Origin of the sequence: Streptococcus suis (assembly GCF_017601095.1) — a bacterium.
Lineage (GTDB): Bacteria > Bacillota > Bacilli > Lactobacillales > Streptococcaceae > Streptococcus > Streptococcus suis_Z.
Genome location: NZ_JAGFUX010000014.1, coordinates 1 through 24344 on the forward strand (window position 1 = coordinate 1; position 24344 = coordinate 24344).

The window sequence follows — 24344 nt, forward strand, 5'->3', positions numbered from 1 at the left end:
GACAATGAGAGGCAGACGAAGGTTTTGGTCTGGCTTTTGGAGAACGAGCTGAATCATCTCATTCAAACTTATCGAATATTGACGCTTAAAGCGAAGAAATCGTGGCGACAGCAACTCAAAACAATCCATGGTTTTGGCAAAGAGTGACAGTAAGATTTCACGGTTTACATCACACGCATTTATACAACGATAAGTCACACCATAGGTCGTCAAAATGGTTAGTAAGTCTTGATTTGTATTGATATTATTTCCTAGATATACCTCAAGCATAGACACCTCCTTATAGGGTTAGGCTATTTTCAACTGTTTGTTCAGGAGTTGAGAAATAGCGACTCATATCAATGGGCATCCGTCCTTCACCAAAGCACTTGACCGTCACTAAAGTCGTTAAAATGCCATCCTTTCCTCTAGCAGAATAATTTTCACCAAAGGCACGAAAGGCCAGGTGATTGTCTTTCGTCAGTAGTGTATCTACACCATTTTTAATATCCCTAGTTTCCATAAAATCCGAAATCTGATGAAGATTGGATTCGTAGAATAGGGGATCATTCATCTCTTTGTGGTAATCATCTTCAAAAGTCACCTCAAAGTCACAATCAAAATTAGGGAGCGACAGTATCTTTTGTAATAGCTGATTGGTTTCAGCTTGGTGAATACGTTCTTCTAATTCAGTACAATCTAGGATACTTTTCTTATGTAGTAAGTTCATGTTTTTCTTCCTCTTCCGTTCTTCTAAATTCTCTGGCAATGGCTTCAATAACTGTGACAGTCACGCTATTGCCGGCCTGTTTGTATAGTTGGCTCTTACTAGAAACCCCCTCTGCTCTTTCATAAGCCCAGTCAGGAAAGCCTTGAAGTCTGAAACACTCTCTTGGTGTCAGTCGTCTTATTCTCAGGCGATAAAGTTTCCCCTCTAAGACAATGCCTGTGACTTCATACCACTTATCCTGTCGATATTCCAGAGCAGCAACTACCACTCCCATATTGTCTGAAGTCGTCAGAGTATTGGATATTCCCTTTCCCACACGTCCCCTACGTTTGGTTGAGTCTGGATAAGCCAGATTGACAGAGTCTCCAAGAGTTGCCTTTGCGTACCCTGTTTTAGTGGCTTCCTTGATTTTCAGAAATGGCAGCTCCTCCCTCAGCAAAATCTTTGGCACCTTATCTCCACCTTGCATGGTGGTCAAAGTCGGTGACAAGCCAGATATATCAAATACTCTTCCAGTCTGGTCAAAGCTAGTCGGCAGATTTCCTGCGACAACAACCCCGTGTCTGTCTTGACTTGTCAAAGTAAACATAGGGTCTTGATTGTCCTTAAATCGACGACCATGTTGGCGTTTTTCTAGTCTATCTGGTGTTAAGACTGGAATGGCGATTTTAGCTCCCTCTCCTTTACCTCTCGTTAGTGTAGGAGCAAGTCCACTCGTCAGATAGACTTCACCATTCAAACCACGTTTAGAGGGATTGATATTTCCTAGCCTTTCAAGATGAGCTGGACTGTTTTCTCTTCTGAGAGGAAATAGGAATCTGGAACGGTATCTTCTAGAATGTCCGATAATAAAGACCCGTTCTCTGTTTTGCGGGACTTGGAAGTCCTTACTGTTAAGCACCTGCCATTCGACATCATACCCCAATTCATCCAGCGTGGAGAGGATTGTGGAGAACGTCCGTCCCTTGTCGTGATTGAGTAGGCCTTTGACGTTTTCCAAAAATAGAAAACGTGGTTGGATTTGTTTGGCCGCTCGAGCAATCTCAAAAAAGAGAGTCCCTCGAGTATCTTCAAATCCCAGTCGTCTGCCTGCGAGTGAAAAAGCTTGGCAAGGAAATCCCCCGCAGATAACCTCCACTTGCCCTCTAAATTGTCTAAAGTCATGGTCTGTGACCTCTTTAATGTCATGATATTCTATTTCTCCTTCTGTGTTAAACATGGCTTTGTAGGATGTTCTAGCGAATTTATCAATTTCACAAAAGCCCAAACAATCATGGCCCTGTGATTCCATTCCTAGCCTAAAACCACCTATCCCAGCAAATAAATCTAAAAATTTCATTCTTCCTCTCTTTCCAAATAAAAAAGAGCCTTACACTTGTAAAACTCTTGCCTATATATGATCATCCATTTCTGGTGCACAGATGATTTCAACAATCAAAATGATGATAGAAATCAAATAGATTCCGCTTAGTATCCACCAAATCATCTTAATCACCTCCCTTTACTTCTTGTCGTCTCAATTGCTTGGTCCACTCTGACAGCACTCCATTAAACACGTATTCAGCTATCACTTCCGCTGACCGAGCAAATCGCATATGTTCCAAAGCATACTGATAACGGTCACTAAAATAAATCATGGCATAGTCACTAGCCGATTGAGATAGACCTGTCTGTCTTAACTGGTCATGAACCAAACCCCAAATATAGTCTCGATCGTACTTGGTCACAGCATCTACTTTTTGAGTAAAGTTTTCTTCTTGTTTGTCATCTACTAGCTGAATCTCCTCCTCGTCCTCAATAAGGAAATCACTCCCTTCAGTTTCACTATATTTAGTCTCACTTCCTTCAGTCTCACTAGGGGCTGAATTTAAGACCGGCCCCGTCTTTTTTTGAGACCCCCCTAGTATTTTTTTAACACTAGCCCCGTCTGAATGTAAGACTGGGGTAGGTTCATGTTCTAATTCCCCCAAGTAAATCTTATTTGCCATTCGACCTTTTTCACTGGATGATTGTTGGACTTCATCAATCAAGCCATATTCACGTAAGGTTTTCTTAATAGAGAGTAATTTTGACTTTGAACAACCTAATAGTGCCATCAGATTTGAATTGGAATAAATCAAATAAATAGCCCCATCCTCATCAATCCAGCCTTTACTCAAAGATAACTCCAACCGATCTTTTAAAACCGCGTAGGCTACCTTAACCTCCAGCTTCATATCCTTATAACGTTCACTCTCAAACAAAACTTTGGGGAGTTTATAATATCGCTCTGATGTCTGATATTGATTAGCGGTAATACGTTTCATGATTGTCCCTCCAAGACTAATATTCCAACATTTCCAAATTCATCAAATCGGACTAAACCTACTTGTTCCATTTCATCAATTAGCTGCGTTGCTTTCTCAATATCAACTCCCAAGATAGTCACGAGATGACACATCACCATTTGACGTGATGATTGTTCTTTCTTTTGCATGAATTCCTCCTGAAATTAAAAAAGCGAGAACACTTATTAAATTGTTCTCGCTGAACTATTATATTTTATGACGTATCTATTTTTTGACTACGCAGTCGACATCCAAACAGACGTTCACATCAATGTACTTTTTTTGAACCTTTTTTATGTCAAAATCACTCTTTTCAATAAAGACAAAATGTTTGAAAAAGTGCTTAAAATAAAGGATTCTTATCCTTTGCTTCGTTGTAGCAACACTACGCACTCCACGTGATGCGTATTCGGAAAAAGATCCACCGGTTGTACGTTGGTCAGTTTGTAGCCCAATTCTTCATAGAGTTTGACGTCACGCGCCATGGTGGCAACGTTGCAGGAGATATAGACCACCTTATCTGGCTGGACAGAGGCGCTGGTTCTGATAAAGCTTTCGGTAAGGCCTTTTCGTGGTGGGTCAACGACGATGACAGTTGGCTGGATACCTTCCTTTACCCAGTTCTGCATAGCAGCTTCTGCACTGTCACAGACATAGGTTACATTGGAAATGCCATTTCGCTCGGCATTTTTCAGAGAATCTGCGACCGCTTCTGGAATGACCTCAACTCCGTAAACATGCTTCACTTGTTTAGCGAAGGAAAGTCCAATTGTTCCAATTCCAGAGTAGGCATCGATGACAATATCCTCAGAATCGACCGCTGCAAAGTCAAGGGCCACTTGGTAAAGCTGCTCGGCCATTTCCGTATTGACCTGATAGAAAGACGGAGCAGAAATCTCAAATTCATTACCTAACATGGTATCGACAATGGTTTTTAAACCATGTAGGAGACGGAACTCCTTGCCAAGAATGGCGTTGGTATTCTGGTCGTTGATGTTTTGGATAATGGACACCAGATTTGGAAATGCGGTTGTCAGGCGTTCCACCAAGGTTTCTACACGGAAAATCTTCGGACGTGTCGTCACCAAGACCAGCATGAGTTGACCAGAGTAATGGCCACGACGGACGATGATATTGCGAATCAAGCCTGTCTGCTCTTTTTCATCATAGGGCTTGAGATCCAGTTTGCGTAGCTGGTCACGGGTAAACGCGATGACCTGGTCAATTTCTGGGTGCTGGATATAAAAATCTTCGATGGGAATCAAATCATGAGAATTTTTCCTGAAAAAACCTGTTTCCAGCTGCCCATTGACACGACGGACAGGAACGGCTGCCTTGTTACGATAAGCCAAGGGACTGTCCATACCAATCGTATCAGCAACAGTTACATCTGTCAGACCAGCAATTTTTCGCAGGCTAGTTTCTACCTGCTTCTTCTTAAAAGCTAATTGGGCAGAGTAGTTCAGATGCCCCAAGTCAGCAATTCCCGTTCTTAGATAAGTCAAATCCAAGTCTTGATTGCGGTCTGGTGAGAAGCTTAGCCATTCTTCCACCTTTCCAAAACCGATATTCTTTTTTAGCTTGAGGATTTTCATCTTGATACGCTCGCCTGGTAGGGCATTGTCCACGAAAAAGACAAAGCCGTCCAACTTGGCCACTCCCTGACCCTCGTGGGTCAGGTCCACAATTTCCACTTCAACAATTTGATTTTTTTCTAACATAGTTCTACTTTCTAAATGAGGTCACGAAAAAAGTGACCGAAGTCACTTTCTAGTATATCATATTTACTGCCAAAGAGCCTCTCTTCTATCGTAAACCAAGTTCTGCCAGCTTTTCTTGGTATTTATAGAAATCAATTTTCAAACCAAGTCCACCATAGGTATCGTACTCATCTATCCAGTCTCCATATTCTGGGATCGTCGTTTGTTCAATCCCATTTGCCCCATCCAAGACAGTGGTAATTCCATCTGTAAAGACAAAACTACCTGGAATATTGGTAGATGTGAGGGCATAGACTTTTCCGATTGCCTCCGCACCAGTAAAGAGTTTGCTTGGGTGTTTCACCTGTGACAAAACAGCTGCCATAACCTGTTGTTGACGTCTTGTTCGACCAAAGTCATTCTCATCATCTTTACGGAATCGAGCATAGTTGAGCAGAGTACGGCCATCCATTTGCTGTACACCTTCTTGAATGGTCTGACTTGGCACAATACCATTTTCCATATTCAGATCATCAGGGACATCAACTTCAGTAACATCATAGCCATTCACAGTTCCAAACTGAGCATCGATTGTAACTCCGTTTGGAAAAAGTGTATCGATAGCTGTCGCAAAGGTTGAAAAGTCAATCATGGCATAATATTTAATATCAATATCAAAATTCTCTTTTAAAACTTGGCGAACATTTTCAGCACCTTGCTGGTTATTTTGCTCGCCAAAGGTGTAGGCAACGTTTAGCTTATAGTCATTGCCGCCAATGTCAATCAAGGTATCCCTCATAAAGCTGACCAATTTCACCCTCTTGTCACTGTTATTGACATTCAAGACCATTATAGAGTCCGTACGGGTTGCATCTGAAGTCTCCCCCACTCGACCATCCGTCCCTAAAATCAAAATATTGATACCGTTATTGGTGTTTTCTCCGTAGAAAACCTCACTAGTCGCTTTATTCTCAACCGAAGTATAGCCTTTCAAGACCATAAAGCCCATGGCCAACAAGACCAAACCGATAGCCATTAAAAACCATTTAAAATAGGTTTTGAATCCACGCTTCTTCTTTGGAGGCTTGACTGCTGGTTCTTCTTGGGCAAAGAAAGGTTTGCGCATCCGCTCTTTTTGGGGATAGACCGGCAAATCACCATCTTCCTCCACGTCAGTTACCAGTTGAGCAGATTCTTTCCACTTTACCTTGCCATGGTCTTCATTCCAATCCGGGAGAAGATCCTCTTCCTCTTCGACAGGTAAGCTACGAGACCGAGATTTTCGTCTGGAAGGTCTCGATTCCTGAACAGGACTAGATTGGGATCCATAGGTCTGACGCAACTCTAATTTTTGTTGCAGATATGCTAACTCTCGCTTCTCCTTGTCGTTTAAATAGTGGATATTTTTTTGTAAATAATCAATTCGTAATTCCTCATGGTGACTGAGGATTCCCTTGTATTTGGTCATCACTCTTCCCCTGTCTTATTTGATCTGATAGACCATATAGTTCCCTAAGATTTTATAAGAAATCCCCAAACTTGTCAATTCTTTTAAGGCATAGCTGAGCAGTTCATCCTGTTGGTTCTCCGCATCAATGATAAAGAAATACTCACCAAGTGCCGTTTTGAGAGGCCGACTTTCAATCTTGGTCAGGTCAATCCCACGCCAAGCAAAAACCGACATAGCTTTATAAAGAGCACCTGGTAAATTATCTGGCAGAGTTAGAGCCAAAGATACCTTTTTCTCACCAGCTAGTAATGAAAGACTTGGTTTGTCTTGCCCTAATAACCAAAAACGGGTAAAGTTCTGGCTAATTTCCTGAATATCCTGAGCCACAACTTCTAAACCATATTCTTCTGCTGCAGCCTGTGGCGCAATGGCCGCAAAAGGCTGGTCTGGATGCTCTGCGACAAAACGTGCAGCGAAGGCAGTACTGGCAGTCATCTCTATTCTAGCCTGCGGATAATGTTCCTGGACGTATTTCTTACCTTGAGCTATAGCTTGTGGGTGTGAATAAATGACTTCGATCGCCTTGTCTAAACTTGAAGCCAAAAGTTGCTGGGCAATAGGCTGCACAACCTCCGCAACCGCATGAATTTCAGCCTGATGAAAAAGATAGTCAATTGTCTCATGGACACTGCCTTCAATGGAATTTTCAACCGGAATGACTGAATAGATGACTTGACCTTTTTCAAATGCCTTTATCACTTCCGTAATAGTCCCATATGCCTGTAAATCAGCCTCTGGAAAGGCTTGCTGGGCTACCTGATGGGTAAAAGAACCACGAGGTCCTAAGTATGCTACTTGCATAAAATCTTCCTTGCTACTTGTTCTGGAGTAAGTTGGTCTGTATTGATATTGGTAGCTGCCAATCCTTGATAGAGGGCCATGCGTTCTTGATAGATAGCTTCAAACTCTTCCTTACTATTCTGTAAAAAAAGGGGGCGCTTTGATTGACTATCCTGACTAATTCGCTCATAGGCAACTTCAAACGATGCAGTCAAAAGGACATTATTAGCCTTATTTTCTAATAGCAACTGTCGGTTGAGCTCTGATTTGACCACCCCACCGCCTGTTGACACTAGGCAATCAGCAGGCAAGGTCAACAATTCCTTCAAGACTTCTGTTTCAATTTGACGAAAAGCTGGTTCACCCTCCAAACGAAAGTACTCAGCGATGGGCATACCAATCCGTTCTTCAATGATTTGGTCCATATCGTAAATAGGAAGATCCAAAAAACGTGCAGTTGTTGTTTTCCCAACTCCCATAAATCCAAGTAAAACGATTGGCATAGCTTCTCCTAATCTATCAAACTATTCAAGTGATCAAAGAAGGCTGGATAACTTGTGTTAATTGCTTCCGCTCTTTCCAACTCCACTTCCCCATCCTTGGCCAATAGGGCTGCAATGGCTGTCATCATACCAATCCGGTGGTCACCGAAGGTATTAACAGTCGCACCGTGTAAGGCAGTTGGACCATGAATAATCATACCATCCTCAGTTGGTTCAATACTAGCCCCCATACTATTCAAGGCATCTGCCACTACTTGAATACGGTCTGTTTCCTTGACTTTTAGTTCTTCAGCATCTCGAATGACCGTTGTTCCATTTGCCTGAGTGGCTAAAAGAGCAATAATCGGCAACTCATCAATCAAACGAGGAATGAGGTCTCCTGCAATTTCTGTCCCTTGCAAGTCAGACGTTTCCACCGTAATGGTCGCAGATTTAGCGATGTCATCCACATTGGACAGGCTAATCTTGCCTCCCATAGCCTTGATCACATCCAAAATCCCTGTACGTGTTTCATTGATACCAACATTTTCCAGAACAATCTTAGAATTTGGTACCACCAGACCAGCAACCAACCAAAAGGCTGCACTGGAAATATCGCCTGGCACTGTAATCTCCTGGGCTGTAAATTTCTGGCCACCTTTGATACGGATTTCCTTGCCATTAACATCCAACTTACCGCCAAACTGGACGATCATATCTTCCGTATGGTTACGGGTCAGCTCTTTTTCTACGATGACACTTTCCCCTTCAGCCTGTAAGGCTGCAAATAGCAAAGCAGACTTGACTTGGGCTGATGCCACAGGGAGTTGGTAGTGAATTGCTTGTAACTTCTTGCTACCCTTGATGACCAGAGGTGGCAAATCACGCTCGGTTTGACCAGCAATTTCGACGCCCATTTGTTGAAGCGGGATGGTTACCCGGTCCATTGGTCGCTTAGAAAGGGAATCATCACCAAACATAGTCGCCTCAAACTCCTGACCTGCCAAGACACCGGAAATCAAGCGGATAGATGTCCCTGAATTTCCCATATCCAAGTGATTTTTTGGAGCTTGAAGACCGTCGAAACCAACACCATGTACTTCAACAATATCACCATTATCTTCAATTTTTACACCCAAATCACGAAAGACCTGCATGGTTGATAATACGTCCTCTCCACGCAAAATATCATGGACACGGGTCACTCCCTTAGCCAAGGAACCAAAAATAATAGATCTGTGACTAATCGACTTATCACCAGGTACCCGAATGGTCCCATTTAAGGACTGAATATTTGTTGTTAATTTCATCTCTATACCTCAATCAATTCTTCTTTTTATTCTACCATATTTATAGGAAATTTTCTGATTTTATAGCACAATGCTTCCGAGTTTAAATAGTATTTTATCACGTTTTTACTGTTTATCCAAGAGAATTGAAAAAATTTTCAGAAAATACAGAAAAAAGTTGTTTTTTCTTGCTCAAATTGTTTCTAATTCTTATCAATAATGGTATAATTAGAAAATATTCTAATCGAAAGAGGACTTCAATATTGTTTACACCAATCAGTGAAAAAATCGACATCAATCAAGTGCGAGAGCATTCTAAATTATCTCCCGAAACTCTTGCCAAAAAACAAGCCCGTGACCGTGAATTAGAAGCCATTCTAAAGGGTGAAGATGACCGTCTTCTCTTGGTTATCGGTCCATGTTCGTCAGACAATGAAGAGGCTGTTTTGGACTACGCACATCGCCTGGCAAAACTTCAAGAGGAAGTCAAAGATAAAATCTTTATGGTCATGAGGGTCTACACTGCCAAGCCTCGTACCAATGGCGATGGCTACAAGGGCCTCATGCACCAACCTGATACAGATGCCGCACCAAGTTTGATCAACGGTATCAAGGCTGTTCGGAATTTGCACTACCGCGTCATTACTGAAACTGGTTTGACAACAGCCGACGAAATGCTTTACCCAGAAAACCTGCCATTGGTTGATGACCTGGTTTCTTACATTGCCGTAGGCGCTCGTTCTGTTGAAAACCAACAACACCGATTTGTAGCTTCTGGTATTGATGTTCCAACAGGCTTGAAAAACCCTACTTCTGGCAACCTCAAAGTTATGTTTAACGGTATTTTTGCCGCTCAAAAGAAACAATCCTTCCTCTTCAACAATACAGAGGTCGAAACCTCTGGCAACCCGCTTGCTCACGTTATCCTACGTGGTGCTGTCAATGAAAACGGGAAGTATTTGCCAAATTACTACTACGACAATCTCTTGGAAACCATTGACCTCTATGATCAATTTGGTTTGAAAAATCCATTCATCATCATCGATACCAACCACGATAACTCTGGTAAAAATTATCTGGAGCAAATCCGTATCGTTCGCCAAACCCTTATCAACCGTGACTGGAATGAAGCTATCCGTAACTATGTTCGCGGCTTCATGATTGAATCTTACATCGAAGACGGTCGCCAAGATAATCCAGATATTTATGGTAAATCCATTACAGACCCCTGCTTAGGCTGGGAAAAAACGCAAGAACTCATCCGAGAAATCCACAGTAGATAGGAAAAAATTATGGGAATCCACAAGCGAAGCACCAGTTTAGATATTGATAAAGTAAAAGAACTCTCCAAACTAGAAGGAGAGTTTCTAGCCGCAAAAAATCAGCGTGATGAAGAATTAAAACGCATCATCCGTGGAGAAGATGACCGCCTGCTCTTGGTCATTGGTCCATGTTCATCTGACAATGAAGAGGCTGTTTTAGAATACGCCAACCGCTTGTCCAAACTTCAAGAAGAAGTCAAAGACAAAATCTTCATGGTCATGCGGGTTTATACCGCCAAACCACGAACTAATGGCGAAGGCTATAAAGGACTAGTCCACCAACCAGACACTTCTAAATTACCAGACCTCATCAACGGTATCGCTGCTGTTCGCAATCTGCACTATCGTGTCATTACTGAAACAGGCTTAACAACAGCCGATGAGATGCTCTATTCTGCCAACTATCCATTAGTAGAGGATTTGGTTTCCTACCATGCTATCGGAGCCCGTTCTGTTGAAGACCAAGAGCACCGTTTTGTAGCCTCCGGTATTGATATGCCGACTGGTATGAAAAACCCTACTTCTGGCAATCTTAAAGTCATGTTCAACGGTATCTACGCTGCCCAAAACAAACAAAACTTTATCTATCGTGATGCCGAAGTCGATACAGACGGCAATCCACTTGCCCATGCCATTTTACGTGGTGCCACGACCGAACAAGGTACGTACGAGCCAAACTACTACTACGATATCCTCTTGAAAACTATCAAGCAATATGAAGAATTTGGGCTCGAACACCCATTTATCGTTATCGATACTAACCATGATAATTCTGGAAAAAATTACCTGGAACAAATCCGTATCGTCCGTCAAACCCTCATCAACCGAGCTTGGAACGAATCCATTCGCAAGTATGTCCGTGGTTTCATGATTGAATCCTACTTGGAAGACGGCCGTCAGGACAGCCCTGAAGTATTTGGAAAATCCATTACTGACCCTTGCTTGGGCTGGGAAAAAACGGAAGCCCTTATCCGTGAAATCCACCAGACCTTATAAACAATACAAGATAAAAATACAGATGAAAAATGGAGGAAATTTGTGACTATTGATGGATATACTCGCCTGGCTGCCGTTGTAGCCAAGCCAATCAAACACTCTATTTCCCCCTTCATTCATAATCTGGCTTTTCAAGATACAGGTGTAAATGGAGTCTATGTCGCTTGGGAAATTCCAGAGGAAGACTTGGCTGTTACGCTTGAGAATGTCAGACGCTACGATATGTTTGGTATCAACCTTTCCATGCCCTACAAACAAGCCGTCATTCCCTACCTTGATGACCTAACACCATCAGCTCGCCTGATTGGAGCCGTTAATACAGTTATTCATCAAGATGGAAAACTGATCGGGCACAACACCGATGGAATTGGATTTTTCAAGAGCTTGGAAAAATTAAAAGGCTTTCAAGTTAAGAACAAGCGACTAACCATCCTAGGAGGTGGCGGTGCTTCTACTTCTATCATGGCCCAGGCTGCTCTGGATGGCGCCAAAGAAATCACTATTTTCTGTCGCAGACAAAGTTTGGAACGAACACAGGCAAGTGTAGCACCTATTGCACAAGCTACTGGTGTTCCTATGCGAGTTCTAGCTAATGATGATAGCCAAATAATTCAAAAAGAAATTACTCAATCAGACTTGCTAGTCAATGGAACCAGTGTCGGAATGGATGGAGTTTCTCTTCCCATTCCTGCTAACCTACAATTTCCAGAACAACTCTTGGTTGCCGACGTCATCTACCAACCGTTTGAAACACCTTTATTGAAACTTGCCCAGTCACAAGGCAATCCAACCATCAACGGATTGGGCATGCTGCTCTTTCAAGCAGCCGAGGCCTTCCATTCTTGGACTGGAAAGGAAATGCCGACTGACTTAATTTGGGACCAATTAGTCCAAAAATACGACATCAACTAGAGAGGAAACCGGATGAAACTTACTGTCAATCTCCCAAATAATCCCTACGATATCCTCATCGAAAGAGGAAGTTTAACACAGGCAGGTTCCTGGGTAAAAGATCTCTGGAAACCTCAGAAAATCGCCATCATCACAGATGACCATGTCGGCTCACTCTATGCTGAAACTGTTCAATCTAGTCTAGAAGAAGCTGGATTTGAAACCATTGTCTTTGCATTTCCAGAAGGCGAAGCTTCAAAAAATTTGGGCACTGTCAATCAAGCCTACGAATTTCTCGTACAAAATAGCATGACCCGAAGTGACGGCATTATTGCCCTGGGTGGTGGTGTCGTTGGCGATTTGGCTGGCTTTGTTGCCTCAACCTATATGCGTGGCATCCATTTTCTCCAAATTCCAACCAGCTTGACTGCCCAGGTTGATTCCTCTATCGGTGGAAAAACTGGCGTCAATACCCCATTTGCTAAGAACATGGTAGGTACCTTCTGCCAGCCTGACGGCGTACTCATCGACCCAGATACTCTCAAAACTCTTGGCAAACGAGAATTGATTGAAGGAATGGGCGAGGTGGTCAAATACGGTCTCATTGATGATGTTGAACTCTGGGAAACCCTAAACCAACTAGATGGATCTGTTGAGAGCATTTTAGAGAATGCTGACTACATCATCTACCACTCCTGCGAAGTCAAACGGAAGGTCGTTGTCGAGGATGAGTTGGATAACGGAGTCCGCCTCTATCTCAACTTTGGACACACAATCGGTCATGCCATCGAAGCGACTGCTGGTTATGGACAGGTCATGCACGGTGAAGCAGTTGCCATCGGTATGGTACAAATCTCACGCGCTGCTGAAAGAAAAGATCTCATGCCATCGGGTATGACCGAAAAAATTATTACCATGTGTGAAAAATTTGGCCTACCAACTGCACACCAACCATGGAATATCGATGAATTATTCGCAGCCTTAACCCGTGATAAGAAGGCGCGAGGCAATTCCATCAAACTAGTCATCGTTCCACAATTAGGCCAGGCAGCCATCCATCAAATCCCAATGGAAGAAATGCTGGAATTTCTACAACTATAAGAAAAAAGACTACTGACTTGGTATCATCAGTAGTCTTATTTTTATAGAATCATCTCATCATCAATGAGTTTTTCACCGCTGTTTTTATGGAAGAGGTCCATCAAGTTTTGAACTGTTAAGTTCTTTTTCTCTTCTCCTGCCACATCGACAACAATCTGACCACGGTGCAACATGACCAAACGGTTTCCGTATTCAATAGCATTTTCCATGTTGTGGGTAATCATAAGAGCTGTCAACTGGTGACTTTCCACGATTTTCTTGGTCAATTCCATGACCATGTCACTGGTTTTTGGATCCAGCGCCGCAGTATGCTCATCTAGGAGGAGAACTTTGGGTTTCACGAGCGAAGCCATCATCAAGGTCAGTGCCTGACGCTGCCCCCCTGAAAGAAACTGCGTATCCACCTTCATACGGTCTTCCAAGCCCAAGCCAAGCTCTTTCAAGGCTTCTTTGAAAATAGCACGTTCGCTGTCTTTTACACCCCAGCCCAAACCACGTGAAAGTCCACGACGGTAGGCAATGGCCATGTTTTCTTCAATGGTCAAGCGAGAAGCTGTTCCCATCTTCGGATCTTGAAAAACACGACTGATGTCTTTTGAGCGTTTGGCAGCTGGTACATGCTTGATAGACTTTCCTTCAAGCAAAATATCGCCCGAATCAACCGTCAAAGCACCTGCCAGAGAGTTCATGAAGGTTGATTTACCAGCACCATTACCACCGATAATAGAGATAAAATCCCCTTCTTGTACATCTAGGTTTAAACCTCGAAGAACATGGTTTTCATTGACCGTCCCTGCTTCGAAGGTCTTATGAATATTTTGAATTGATAAAATAGTCGTCATATCTTCCTCCTAAGCATTTCCGTTCAATTTTGGACGACGAATGTTGAGCTTTTTCTGCAATTCTGGCACATAAAGGACTGTTGCCAAAAGAATGGCCGAAAAGAGTTTTACAAGGTCAGCATCCATTCCTGGAATTTCCAGGATGGTCAAAATAATCAAGCGGTAAATAACAGCTCCTAGTACGACAGATGCCAAGCGTTGTCCAATTTTCAAATTGCGCAATACCACTTCTGCGATAATAACAGAAGCCAAGCCGATAACAATGGTACCTGTACCAGAGTTCAAATCTGCATAGCCATTGTTTTGTGTCAATAAGGCACCACAGAGGGCAATCAAGCCATTGGACAACATGTAACCATAGATTTTCATCTTATCAACATCGATACCATTGGCCTCACTCATCGGAATATTGTCACCAGTTGAACGGATGGCCAAACCAATCTGCGTATTGAGCAAAAGTGTCAATAAAAGGATCACCACAATAACGAAGACTGCTCCAATCAGCAAAACAGCATTTGTCTTCGTGAAGCCCAAATCTTGTAATTGCGTCACCAAGGTTTCCTGTTTTAGCAAGGCTACGTTTGCCTTGCCCAACACCTTGAGGTTAATGGAGTAGAGGCCCGTCAAGGTTACGATACCAGTTAAAAGGGCTGGGATTTTCAACTTAGTATGCAGTAAGCCAGACACTAGACCAGCTAACATCCCCCCAACAAAACCTAGGAAGGTCGCAAGCAAAGGGTTCATTCCATTAACAATCCCAGTTGCACAGACTGCGGCACCAAGCGGGTAGGCTCCTTCTGCTGTCAAGTCTGCTATATCTAAAATACGGAAGGTCAGGTAAACACCGATGGCCATAATTGACCAAAGGAGACCCTGAGAAATACTTGATAAAATCAAATCCACGATTTACTCCTTTTATTGCCCCGTCATCAATTGGGGCCTTCTAGTTTTTCTTATTCTGAGACGGTAAGGTTGGATACATCAATACCGAGTTTTTCTGCCATTTCAGTATTGACATGCAATTCAACAGTTTCTGGATACTGAACAGCTGTTTCTGCTGGATCAGCTCCTTCGAGAATTTCGATAGCAATCTTAGCAGTCTGACGCCCAAGAGCTTCGTAGTTAGTACCATAAGTTAAGAGGCCACCTTGATCTACCATGTCTGTCGAACCACCAATAACTGGCACCTTGTACTCAACAGACAATTCACCTATCATTGACATCGTTGATGCAACAGTATTGTCCGTTGGAACAAAGACCGCATCTACATCTTGCATCAAGCTAGTTGCTGCGTCTTGAACTTCATTTGTCGAAGAAATACCCTTAACAACAACTGTATAACCTGCATCTTCAAGTAATTTTTGTGCTTGCTCAACCTGTACCTCTGAGTTACGCTCACTTGTCGTATAAAGTATACCAACTGTTTTCGCATCTGGTACAGCCTGTCCCAATAATTCAACTTGTTTGTCAATTGGTGCCTGATCAGATGTACCTGTTAATAATCCACCAGGTTGTTCAATGGATTCAACCAAGTCAGCTGAAAGAGGATCTGTTACTGCAGTAAACAGAATCGGTGTTTCCGTCGAAACAGTTGCCAAACTTTGTGCAGCTGGTGTTGCAATTGCTAGGACAATATCATTGTCACCGACCAATTGCTCTGAAATGGTCTGAAGGTTGGCTTGGTCACCTTGAGCATTTTGGTAGTCCAAGGTAATCTTGTCGCCTTCTGTATAGCCATTTGCAGCCAATTCTGCCACAAATCCTTCACGTGCTGCTGTCAAAGAATCATGCTCCATATACTGCAAAATACCAACAGCAACAGTTTCACTTGATGAACTGTTTGAAGATGTTGAGCATGCTGCTAAAGCCAAGGCGCTCAAACCGATAACTGAAATTCCTGTTAATTTTTTAACCAAATACGAATACATACATTTCTCCTAGCTATTTTTTTTATTTATTTCGCCAATGCTTCAATCGTTGCAGGATCAATTCCCACCGCACTAGCCATTTCTTCATTCACTGCAATCGCAGCCGTTTCAGGTGTTTCAACTGCTAATTCTGCTGGATCAGCACCTTCAAGGATTTGAACAGCCAACTCACCAGCTTGAACACCGATAGCATGGTAATCAACTCCGTATGTGAAGAGGGCTGCGTCTAGGACAGCGGCATCAGAACCCATCGCAGGGACTTTCGCTTCTTTCAAAATTTCACCGATTGTAGAAGCAGTTGAAGCTACTGTGTTATCCGTTGGAAGATAGATGGCATCAACCTTACCAGCAAGTGACGTCATCACTTGTTGAACATCATTGGTAGAGGTTACTGTTTTGATAACAACGGAAACGCCAGCTGCTTCTAGGGCTTTCTTAGCGGTTTCGGCCTGGACTTCTGAGTTTACTTCGCTTGAGTTGTAGAAGATCCCAACTGTTTTGGCATCTGGTACAACCTTGAGCAACATGTCAATTTGACCTTCAACATCTGTCGCATCAACTGAACCTGTCATATTTCCACCAGGTGCTTCCATTGAATTCACCAAGCCTGCTTCTACTGGATCCGTTACCGCTGTAAATAGAGATGGAGTCTCCGAATCAACTCCTAACAGAGCTTGGGCAGCTGGAGTGGCAATGGCAAAGTTCACATCGTTCTCACCTGCCAACTGATCAACCATGGTTTGAAGGTTGGCTTGATCACCTTGTGAATTTTGGTAATCAACCGTCAAGTTTTCACCTTCCACGTATCCTGCTTCTGCCAAGGCTTCCAAAAATCCTTCACGTGAAGCAGAAAGTGCATCATGCTCAGCGTATTGGATGATACCAAGTTTTACCGATTCAGAATCGGAAGGGCTTGTCGAACAAGCCGCCAAAGTTACTGCTGACAATAGAGCTACTGAGCTCAATACAATTTTTTTTAACCCCATAAGTTTAATCTCCTTTTATTTTTTGAAATGATACCATTTATCATCGGTCTGTAGCATGTAGGATACAAAAATGGGACCGTCCTAGATATATCTAAACGGTCCCAATTCTACTGTATAAGAAAAACAGAATGAGCGACTGGCCTATTTAGATATAACATCTATGTAGGCAACGTCAAAACAACCACAGCCACATAGATACAAACTTTACGTTCCCGTGTTTGTATCCATGAACTTCATGTCTACAAACACTATCTAAAGTAGCCGTAGAAATACTTCTGATTAGCTGATTGTGATTGACAAGTCAACATCATACTGTGTCTCCATCTCTCATTTCATTTAGGTTAGTAAAATAATAAAACTTTTTGTAGGATTTGTCAAGCTATTTTATCCAGAATTGTCAGATTATTTCATTTTTTGTGAAAATATCTAGAAAATTTGCAAAAAAAATATAACCTTTCGGCTATATTTTACAGCAATTCATTTAATGGTTGGAAGATAATACGCTCCAAATCTGCTACATAGGTTCCAAGAATTTGTTGTTTACTGAAATATTCAACAAGTAACGGATTAGCTTGAACTTGTTTATTAAACTCAACCATTTTTTTCTGAACATCTTCACCTGGAATTTGACCAGCCTGCAACTGTGCTTGGACATCTTTTTGGAAATTGACATAGTTTTCCAAAATTGTTTTGGCTTCCTTATTGCCGTCGATTGAGACCTTGATTGCTTCAACGGCCTTGTATTCAGGCAAGTTCCGAATGGCGCGCTCCAATTGGTTGGCAATATCATAGATATTTGTTGACATTAGTTGCTCCTATTCTATCGAGATACGATAAGAAGTCTCCGACTCCAATCGACGAAAGGCCTCTTGTTGATCTCGTTTATTTTTAAACGTTATTTGTAAAATACCATGAATATCTTCTCGATTTTCTTCATTAATACGAATATTGACGACTGAGATACCACGTAGAATTTCAAGAATGGTAAGAATGATGTCCTCTTGGTCTGGAACTGTGATAAACAGATCATAGAAGGAATCAACTCCAGCTCGCTTATGGATTTCCATGGCTTTTCGGGTCTGCCGACCTGCTTCAAAGAATTGCCAAATTGCATCTTCATCACCGGCTTGAATCATGTGTGCAACTTGGTCCAACCTGGCTTGAAATTCTTGCATTCTCTCTAAGATACTCTCACGGTTGGACAAAAGAATACTGGTCCACATACCCGGCTCGCTCTCAGCGATCCGCGTCATGTCCCGAAAACCACCCGCTGCAAAATTATTTGTTAGAGGATAGTCAGCAACATAGGCCCCTGCTTGGTTCATCAGACTGGAAGCCAAAACATGCGGAAAATGCGAAACTTGACTGGTAATACGGTCATGATCCTGAGCAGAAATCTCAATAAAACGTGCTCGTAGGCCAGATAACAAATCTGTCATGCGTGCAATGGCGTCCTTTTTCGTCGCTAAAGAGGGGGTGAAAATGTAATATGCATTTTCAAACAGATGGACATCTGCTGCCGCAGCCCCTGTCTTATGGCTACCAGCCATTGGATGACCACCGATAAAATTGACATTCTTAGGTACCAAATAGGTATCTGCTGCTGCAACAATTTCTACCTTGGTAGAACCTGCATCCGTAACTAAAACCTGCTCTTTTAAATCAAGTGTTGCCAGTTTTTTGATAAATTGAATGGTTTGTTTAATGGGAAGACATAAGATGATGACATCTGCCTCAGCCGCAAACTCTTCAAAACAATCCGTCGCAGCATCAATCATTCCTGCTTCAAGCGCGATAGTCCGTGATTCCTGACTTCGATTGTAACCTAACAAACGATATTCCGGATGATCACGACGAATGCCTAGGGCGATGGAAGCCCCTATTAAGCCGAGCCCAGCGATAAAAATCGTTTTTGTCATAGGCTCACCTAGAATTCTTTTGTGAACTGACGATGTTTGTCGACCGCTTCTTTCAATTCCTCCATGTTATCAGAAGAGAATTTTTCTAAAATTTCATTAGCGAGTACGGTGGCTACGACTGCTTCCATTACAACGCCTGCTGCAGGAAGTGCCGTAGGATCTGAGCGTTCAACAGTTGCCTTATATGGCTCGTGGGTTTCGATATCTACTGACATGAGTGGCTTATAGAGCGTCGGAATTGGCTTCATAACACCACGAACCACAATAGGTTCTCCGTTGGTCATCCCGCCTTCAAATCCTCCAAGGTTATTGGTACGACGCGTATAGCCTGCTTCTTCAGACCATACAATCTCGTCCATAACTTGACTGCCTTTTAAGTAGCCAGCCTGGAAGCCAACTCCAAATTCAACCCCTTTAAAAGCATTGATGGAAACAACTGCTTGAGCGAGTTTAGCGTCCAATTTCTTATCCCATTGTACATAAGAGCCCAAACCGACTGGTACTCCTCCAACGATAGTTTCAACGACACCACCAATAGTATCACCATCACGTTTGATTTGATCGATATAGGATTTGATTTCGTCTTCACGCTCTTGGTTGACAATAGATACTTCCGATTTAGCCGCCAACTCCCGTACTTGAGCTACACTAAGACCGTCTGGAACATCAATTTCTTTACCGCCAAAGACGACTACGTGATTGGCAATTTCCATGTTCAATTCTGCTAAGATTCGTTTAGCAACAGCGCCAACTGCAACACGCATGGTGGTTTCACGTGCACTTGATCGCTCAAGTGAATTGCGCAAATCATCAAATCGATACTTGATGCCACCAACTAAATCTGCATGCCCTGGTCGTGGACGTGTAATGCGGCGCTTGCTTTTCAACTTGTCATCGATATCTTCAACTGACATGATTTCCAACCATTTTTGGTGGTCTTTATTTGTGACATTGAGCGTAATAGGAGCTCCAGTTGTTTTCCCATGGCGGACACCGGCAGTGATTTCCACCTGGTCTGTTTCAATCTGCATGCGAGCTCCTCGACCGTAGCCACCTTGACGGCGTTTCAGGTCTTCGTTAATCTGCTCTGCTGTTAAAGGTAGTCCAGCAGGAACTCCCTCAATAATGGCTGTTAATCGTGGTCCATGGGATTCTCCCGCTGTTAAATATCTCATGATTCTCTCCTAATTCTCTAAAATTTCTAAAAATTTCTTTGTATTTGCCAGGGACATTTGACCTGGTGCACTGGCTTCATCTAGACTAGCAAAGGTCCAACAAGAACCTGTAACAACACCCGCTATACGCGACAGTTTTCCGAAACGCCCCATTGACATAGTCGCAAAGGCTTGCCCTGCGTGAAGGTTTTTAAAGGCTCGAGTAAAATTCATCACATCCAGTACATCTTGTTCGGTGTTAGCCATCACAGCCATTTTCACCACTGCTGGAGACAGGCTGGTCAACTCAGAAATGATCTCCATAAAATTATCGGGTGTTTCGATGAAATTATGGTAGCTGAGAACTAAATTTGGAAATTCCAACATCTGATCAAAGACATCCTGGTGACTGTAATATTCAAAGTCCATGTAATCAGGCTGATAAAGTGCCGCTACTTCCTTGATAAGGTGCACATACTCTTGGTTTGATAAGTCAATCAAGCCACCTTCTTTGGTCGTTCGAAGGGTGAATAGAATTTCTCGGCCAACAAATTTCTCAAAAACTGCAGGCGCAACGGTCAAAATTTGTTCTTTTGGAAGATAATCCGCTCTCCACTCAATGATATCAGCATCTGCCAATCGCTCAGAATCGAGCGCTAATAGCTCTTCCATATTTTTAGGCATGATGGGGACAACAATTTTCATTTTTCTACCTGTATCGTAAATACCTTGAGGTAATTACTACTTTCATCAGATTGATTCACCGCAAAATCACTTGGAAGGCGGTAGGAGGCAAGGTATTTATGAGGAATACCTGCAAAACCTTTTTCAATTTGAGCTTTAAATTTTTCAATCGAAAGATTGGATGCATTGGTCGAGGTAATCAATAACCCTTTGGGATTTAAAATTGTCAAGGCTTGCGAAACCAACTTGTGGTAATCTTTCACAACTGAAAAAGTTTGTTTTTTATTGCGAGCAAAGCTTGGTGGATCGATGACAATGATATCAAAACCAAGACCTTTTTTCTGAGCATACTTAAAGTATTCAAATACATCCATGACATGGAAGAAATGCTTCTCCAAATCGATATGGTTGGCAACAAAATGCGCCTGAGACAATTCTCTTGATCGCTTAGCCAAGTCAACTGATCGGGTCTCGACTGCTCCACCCATAGCGGCTGCGACAGAAAAAGCTGCTGTATATGAAAACATGTTGAGGACTGATTTACCAGCAGCTAAACCATCTACCAGACTACCACGGACTTGGTGCTGATCCAAGAAAATACCAGTCATCAGACCGTCATTTAGAAAGACCTGATAAGAGACACCATTTTCTAAAATAGTAAAACTAGCAGGCGCTTCCTGACCAAATAGAAGGGCAGATTCATAGTCCAATCCCTTGAACCGAATTTTTTCATAGCCACCAACCAGTTCTGGATAAACAGACTGAAAGGCTACCACAATCGTTTCTTTCAGCGAATAAACAAAAGAATTGTACCAAGAAAATAGGGCGAAATCACCATATAAGTCAATACTTAAGCCTCCAAAACCATCTCCATCTTGATTAAAAATCCGGAAGGCTGTTGTAAGCGAATCTTCAAAATATGACTGACGCTTGGTCTTGGCAGCTTGGAATAACTCTTGGAAAAAAGCCCTATCCAGGTTTCGTTTACCAGTTCCAATATACCAGCCAATACCCTTATTTTGCTGTGAAAGGTAGGCTGTTCCCAGCGATTGACCTGACTGATCCAGCAGTTCAACCACCCTTTCCATCTCCAAGGAGTCAGGAAAATCCCCTGCATCCAACAACTGGATTCCTTTTTTTATTTTCTTGGCAACTGGTGCCCCTATTTTCAGTCTTTGCATATACTATATTATATCAAAAATTCTGAAAATAAATTTAAAAAAACTTCTATCATTTATCCAAATTTTGAAAGTGTGTTATAATGGACTGAGATTTTATTTTTACTCGAAGAGGAATAGATTTTTGAATTATTTTTTTAACTCCCTAAAACAAGGGCTGAAAACACGTCTGGGGTTTGTCCTTTTGTTGGTAGCTATTTATTGGCTAAAATCGATTTGGGCTTACTACATTGACTTTGATTTGGATATGAAGGGGTTCTATCAGAATATGTTGGCCTTCATTAATCCTATCCCATTTGGGTTGCTGCTGATTGGTGCTGCCCTTTACATCCGTAAGACCAAAGTATTTTATGGTTTTGCCTTTGCTATTTATTTTATCTTATTCTCTTGGTTGTTTTCAAACGCCATCTATTACAGAGAATTTTCTGATTTCATTACTATCTCGACCATGATGGCGACTTCAAGTGTCTCCGCAGGTTTGGGCGAAGCCGCTTTGAAACTCTTTCGGATCTGGGACCTAGTTTATCTGCTGGATTTCATCATCTTTGGTGTTCTTCTCGTTAAGAAAATGGTAGTGTTGGATAATAAGGCCTTCCCAATCCGCCAAAGTTTTGCTATCACAGCCTTATCAGTTATGCTTGCTTCAGCTAACCTCTTTCTGGCTGAAATCGATCGCCCAGAACTGCTGTCTCGCGGTTTTTCAAATACCTATATCGTCAGAGGACTCGGTCTGCCGGCCTTTCTTGGCTACAATGCTAGCCAGACCTATAAAGCTCACCAAGATCGTTCAGGGGCTACTGCTGAAGATTTGGTTCCCGTTCAGGAGTACATTTCTGAACACTATGCTGCACCAAACGACCAGTATTTTGGCATTGCCAAGGGTCGAAATGTTATCTATATCCACTTAGAAAGTCTGCAACAGTTTGTCATTGACTATAAGTTGAATGTCGATGGGGTTGACTACGAAGTGACACCTTTTCTCAACTCCCTCTACCACTCTTCATCCACTCTCGCATTTTCAAACTTCTTTAACCAAGTTAAGGCAGGTAAAACTTCTGATGCTGAGACCATGATTGAAACCTCTCTATTTGGACTCAACCAAGGATCCTTTATGGTCCAATACGGAGGCACCAATACCCAACAAGCAGCCCCTCATATCTTGGCTCAAAACGGTGGTTATACCTCGGCAGTCTTCCATGGAAATGCAGGCAGTTTTTGGAACCGCAACAATACCTACAAACAGTGGGGCTATAATTACTTCTTTGATCAATCCTATTTCACTGAACAAACGGATGAAAACTCCTTCCAATACGGACTTAACGACAAAATCATGCTTGCTGACTCTATCGAATATCTAGAGCATATGCAACAACCTTTCTACGCAAAATACATCACTGTATCCAATCACTATCCTTATACAACCAGTTTGATTGGAGATGAGATCGGCTTCCCATTGGCCCAAACAGATGATGAAACGATCAATGGTTACTTTGCTACCGCTAACTACTTGGATTCTTCCATCGAAGCTTTCTTTAATTACTTAAAAGCTACTGGCTTGTATGAAAAATCCGTAATTGTTCTCTATGGAGACCACTACGGGATTTCAAATTCACGCAACCCTGACTTAGCACCTTTGATTGGCAAGGATTCTGAAACCTGGTCTGACTATGACAATGCCATGTTGCAACGTGTACCTTATATGGTTGTTGTTCCTGGTATGACAAATGGCAAGATTATCGATACCTACGGAGGGGAAATCGATGCCCTTCCAACCCTTGAACACCTGCTTGGTATTGAGGCAAATAATTTCCTTCAGGTTGGCCAAGACCTTTTGTCCCCTGAAAATGACCAAGTAGTCGCCATGCGTACCTCTGGAACCTTTATTAGTCCTAAATACACAAGCTATGCAGGGAAATTGTACTATACAGAAACCGGTGAGGAAATCACCAATCCAGATGAAACAACAACTGCCGAAGTTGAGGCTCTCAAAGCCGCTGCCGCTGCCCAATTAGCAGCGAGCGATGCCATCCAAACAGGAGACTTGATACGCTTCTTTGAAAATGGTTTGCCAACAGTGGATACCAGCCAGTTTTCTTACCTCAATTCTTTAGAGGCGGAATTGGCCATTGAAAAAGCTCTAGGCAATCAATCAACCAGTCTATTTAGTCAAAATGGCAATCAGTCAACAGTGGGCCTCTTTAAGGCACCAAGTTATCAGGAACTACATAGTTCAACAAGTACTTCTTCCTCTGCTTCTACAAGTACAACCACGACAACTTCAACCTCTTCGACAAGTGGAGAATAAAGATAAAAATGAGACTGGATTTCAAGCCAGTCTCATTTTCTTATTGACAAAAAGATTTCACATTTTCAATTTTTGAATGATTTTCCCTTCTTCATACAAAAAAGACTGGTCAAGTGAACTGCACCCCAAAAGTTAGACACAAAATCTAACGATTGGGGTGTTTTTCTTATGAAATTAAGTTATGAAGAAAAACTAGAAATATATGAGCTGAGAAAGAGTGGCGTGTCGTGGGTCAACCTTA

24 protein-coding genes are annotated in these 24344 nt (G+C 42.4%); 5 read left to right on the top strand and 19 right to left on the bottom strand.

What is annotated here, in order from left to right:
* From J5566_RS09690 to aroA, 10 genes are all read right to left on the bottom strand, one after another.
* On the bottom strand, positions 1 to 270 hold a 270-nt coding region (locus J5566_RS09690), incomplete at its 3' end, for a hypothetical protein (protein ID WP_208563095.1).
* A 10-nt stretch (positions 271 to 280) separates the two neighbouring features.
* Positions 281 to 709 carry a hypothetical protein gene (locus J5566_RS09695; RefSeq protein ID WP_105152453.1) on the bottom strand — a complete coding sequence of 143 codons (429 nt, stop codon included), beginning with the start codon at positions 707 to 709 and terminating at the stop codon, positions 281 to 283.
* Positions 693 to 2048, bottom strand: coding sequence for a DNA (cytosine-5-)-methyltransferase (dcm, locus tag J5566_RS09700; protein ID WP_208563096.1), 1356 nt, complete (start codon positions 2046 to 2048; stop codon positions 693 to 695). Before dcm ends, J5566_RS09695 begins: the two co-directional genes overlap by 17 nt.
* A gap of 148 nt (positions 2049 to 2196) precedes the next feature.
* Positions 2197 to 3015, bottom strand: coding sequence for a replication initiator protein A (locus tag J5566_RS09705; protein WP_208563097.1), 819 nt, complete (start codon positions 3013 to 3015; stop codon positions 2197 to 2199).
* Positions 3012 to 3185, bottom strand: a complete 174-nt coding sequence (locus J5566_RS09710) for a hypothetical protein (protein ID WP_208563098.1) — start codon at positions 3183 to 3185, stop codon at positions 3012 to 3014. Before J5566_RS09710 ends, J5566_RS09705 begins: the two co-directional genes overlap by 4 nt.
* 210 nt (positions 3186 to 3395) lie before the next feature.
* Entirely contained in the window at positions 3396 to 4757 is a 1362-nt protein-coding gene (gene rlmD / locus J5566_RS09715) for a 23S rRNA (uracil(1939)-C(5))-methyltransferase RlmD (protein ID WP_208563099.1), read from the bottom strand.
* Positions 4758 to 4842: 85 nt separating this feature from the next.
* A complete protein-coding gene (locus J5566_RS09720) occupies positions 4843 to 6204 on the bottom strand; it encodes an LCP family protein (RefSeq protein WP_208563100.1) in 1362 nt (453 codons plus the stop codon).
* Positions 6205 to 6219: 15 nt separating this feature from the next.
* On the bottom strand, positions 6220 to 7047 hold the full coding sequence (gene pheA / locus J5566_RS09725; protein ID WP_208563101.1) for a prephenate dehydratase: 828 nt from the start codon (positions 7045 to 7047) through the stop codon (positions 6220 to 6222).
* On the bottom strand, positions 7038 to 7529 hold the full coding sequence (locus J5566_RS09730) for a shikimate kinase (protein ID WP_208563102.1): 492 nt from the start codon (positions 7527 to 7529) through the stop codon (positions 7038 to 7040). The genes pheA and J5566_RS09730 overlap by 10 nt, the downstream gene beginning before the upstream one ends.
* A gap of 8 nt (positions 7530 to 7537) precedes the next feature.
* Positions 7538 to 8818, bottom strand: a complete 1281-nt coding sequence (gene aroA, locus J5566_RS09735; RefSeq protein ID WP_208563103.1) for a 3-phosphoshikimate 1-carboxyvinyltransferase — start codon at positions 8816 to 8818, stop codon at positions 7538 to 7540.
* A gap of 239 nt (positions 8819 to 9057) precedes the next feature.
* Here aroA and J5566_RS09740 point away from each other — a divergent pair, with 239 nt between their 5' ends.
* The 4 genes from J5566_RS09740 to aroB are packed head-to-tail and all read left to right on the top strand — an operon-like array spanning position 9058 to position 13107.
* Entirely contained in the window at positions 9058 to 10080 is a 1023-nt protein-coding gene (locus J5566_RS09740) for a 3-deoxy-7-phosphoheptulonate synthase (protein WP_172002574.1), read from the top strand.
* A gap of 9 nt (positions 10081 to 10089) precedes the next feature.
* Complete coding sequence (locus J5566_RS09745) at positions 10090 to 11115, top strand: 3-deoxy-7-phosphoheptulonate synthase (RefSeq protein WP_208563104.1); 1026 nt, start codon at positions 10090 to 10092, stop codon at positions 11113 to 11115.
* Positions 11116 to 11157: 42 nt separating this feature from the next.
* Positions 11158 to 12027: a shikimate dehydrogenase gene (locus tag J5566_RS09750; RefSeq protein ID WP_208563105.1), complete on the top strand. Its 870-nt coding sequence runs from the start codon at positions 11158 to 11160 to the stop codon at positions 12025 to 12027.
* A 12-nt stretch (positions 12028 to 12039) separates the two neighbouring features.
* On the top strand, positions 12040 to 13107 hold the full coding sequence (aroB, locus tag J5566_RS09755) for a 3-dehydroquinate synthase (protein ID WP_208563106.1): 1068 nt from the start codon (positions 12040 to 12042) through the stop codon (positions 13105 to 13107).
* 41 nt (positions 13108 to 13148) lie between these two features.
* Here aroB and J5566_RS09760 read toward each other — a convergent pair whose 3' ends face one another.
* The 9 genes from J5566_RS09760 to J5566_RS09800 all read right to left on the bottom strand — a co-directional run bounded on the left by J5566_RS09760 (position 13149) and on the right by J5566_RS09800 (position 21801).
* Positions 13149 to 13949 (bottom strand): ABC transporter ATP-binding protein, encoded by an 801-nt coding sequence (locus J5566_RS09760; RefSeq protein ID WP_208563107.1) that lies wholly within the window; start codon positions 13947 to 13949, stop codon positions 13149 to 13151.
* 9 nt (positions 13950 to 13958) lie between these two features.
* A complete protein-coding gene (locus tag J5566_RS09765; RefSeq protein ID WP_208563108.1) occupies positions 13959 to 14852 on the bottom strand; it encodes an ABC transporter permease in 894 nt (297 codons plus the stop codon).
* A 50-nt stretch (positions 14853 to 14902) separates the two neighbouring features.
* Entirely contained in the window at positions 14903 to 15877 is a 975-nt protein-coding gene (locus J5566_RS09770; RefSeq protein WP_208563109.1) for an ABC transporter substrate binding protein, read from the bottom strand.
* Positions 15878 to 15903: 26 nt separating this feature from the next.
* Positions 15904 to 16863 carry an ABC transporter substrate-binding protein gene (locus J5566_RS09775; protein WP_208563110.1) on the bottom strand — a complete coding sequence of 320 codons (960 nt, stop codon included), beginning with the start codon at positions 16861 to 16863 and terminating at the stop codon, positions 15904 to 15906.
* Between the two features lie 467 nt (positions 16864 to 17330).
* Positions 17331 to 17669 carry a YlbF/YmcA family competence regulator gene (locus J5566_RS09780; RefSeq protein WP_158455205.1) on the bottom strand — a complete coding sequence of 113 codons (339 nt, stop codon included), beginning with the start codon at positions 17667 to 17669 and terminating at the stop codon, positions 17331 to 17333.
* Between the two features lie 9 nt (positions 17670 to 17678).
* Complete coding sequence (locus J5566_RS09785) at positions 17679 to 18782, bottom strand: prephenate dehydrogenase (RefSeq protein WP_208563111.1); 1104 nt, start codon at positions 18780 to 18782, stop codon at positions 17679 to 17681.
* An 8-nt stretch (positions 18783 to 18790) separates the two neighbouring features.
* Positions 18791 to 19957, bottom strand: coding sequence for a chorismate synthase (gene aroC / locus J5566_RS09790; RefSeq protein WP_208563112.1), 1167 nt, complete (start codon positions 19955 to 19957; stop codon positions 18791 to 18793).
* A gap of 9 nt (positions 19958 to 19966) precedes the next feature.
* Positions 19967 to 20641 (bottom strand): type I 3-dehydroquinate dehydratase, encoded by a 675-nt coding sequence (aroD, locus tag J5566_RS09795; RefSeq protein ID WP_208563113.1) that lies wholly within the window; start codon positions 20639 to 20641, stop codon positions 19967 to 19969.
* Positions 20638 to 21801 (bottom strand): class I SAM-dependent rRNA methyltransferase, encoded by a 1164-nt coding sequence (locus J5566_RS09800; RefSeq protein ID WP_208563114.1) that lies wholly within the window; start codon positions 21799 to 21801, stop codon positions 20638 to 20640. The genes aroD and J5566_RS09800 overlap by 4 nt, the downstream gene beginning before the upstream one ends.
* Before the next feature lie 121 nt (positions 21802 to 21922).
* Between J5566_RS09800 and J5566_RS09805 the strand changes: the two genes are divergently transcribed.
* The gene (locus J5566_RS09805) at positions 21923 to 24103 is read left to right on the top strand and encodes an LTA synthase family protein (RefSeq protein ID WP_208563115.1); all 2181 of its coding nucleotides are present in this window, start codon (positions 21923 to 21925) and stop codon (positions 24101 to 24103) included.
* Positions 24104 to 24344 lie beyond the last annotated feature (241 nt).